Source organism: Oleiphilus sp. HI0132 (assembly GCF_001635845.1).
In genome coordinates this window covers 1-776 of record NZ_LWGJ01001285.1, presented here as the reverse complement: position 1 = coordinate 776, position 776 = coordinate 1, and the positions used below count along the sequence as shown (strand labels likewise).

The 776-nt window shown below is 45.6% G+C and carries 1 protein-coding gene; it reads left to right on the top strand.

Features of this window, described 5'->3' with window-relative positions:
* Positions 1-225: 225 nt before the first annotated feature.
* Positions 226-776 (top strand): 16S rRNA (guanine(966)-N(2))-methyltransferase RsmD (gene rsmD / locus A3766_RS19530; RefSeq protein ID WP_068642815.1); only part of this gene is annotated, 551 nt, incomplete at its 3' end.

Sequence of the window (776 nt, the reverse complement as noted above, 5' to 3'; positions counted from 1 at the left end):
GATTGCTATTAGGAGTGCAATGACGCCAAGGGTGACCAAAGAGTATAAAATTTCTGTTTGCATAATATGAACAACTTAAGGTATTTGATTCATGCCGTTATAATTTCTCTTTGAAAAAGATCGCAACGGCGAGGCTAAAATTCACTTACAATGCACGGATCCGTCTAAACAAGCGAGCTTTTTCGAGTGCTTTGGATAATATGCATGACATAACAGGAAATTCTAATGCCAGCCAGGATTAAAAAAAACCATCGAGGACAAAAATCTCGGCCATATGGTAAAAATAATCGTATAGATAGCTCGCAAACGGGCTCTTTTCGCATTATTGGCGGTGAATGGCGTAGTCGTCGATTAAACTTTCCGGCGCTTGAAGGTCTTCGCCCAACGACAGACCGAGTGAAAGAGACGGTGTTTAATTGGTTAATGCCTTATCTACCCGGCGCCCGAGTATTGGATTTATTTGCTGGCAGTGGTTCTTTAGGCCTCGAGGCGCTTTCACGCGGCGCTGGTGAGCTATGCTCTATTGAGAAAAGTAGTCAGGCAGCCTCGAGCCTTAAGGAAAACTACGCGCTATTAGGGGGGGCTGCTGAGCGAGCTGTGGTGGAGTGCCTCGACGCATTGACTTGGCTTCAAGCGAGTCCAAAACAACAGGGTGCCTTTGATATACTCTTTCTCGATCCACCCTTTCGCAAAGGCTTACTTACAGAGACTTTAGCACTTATCGAGGAGTCAGAGATACTCGCTAAAGGGGCGGTGATTTATCTGGAGCAGGAAAA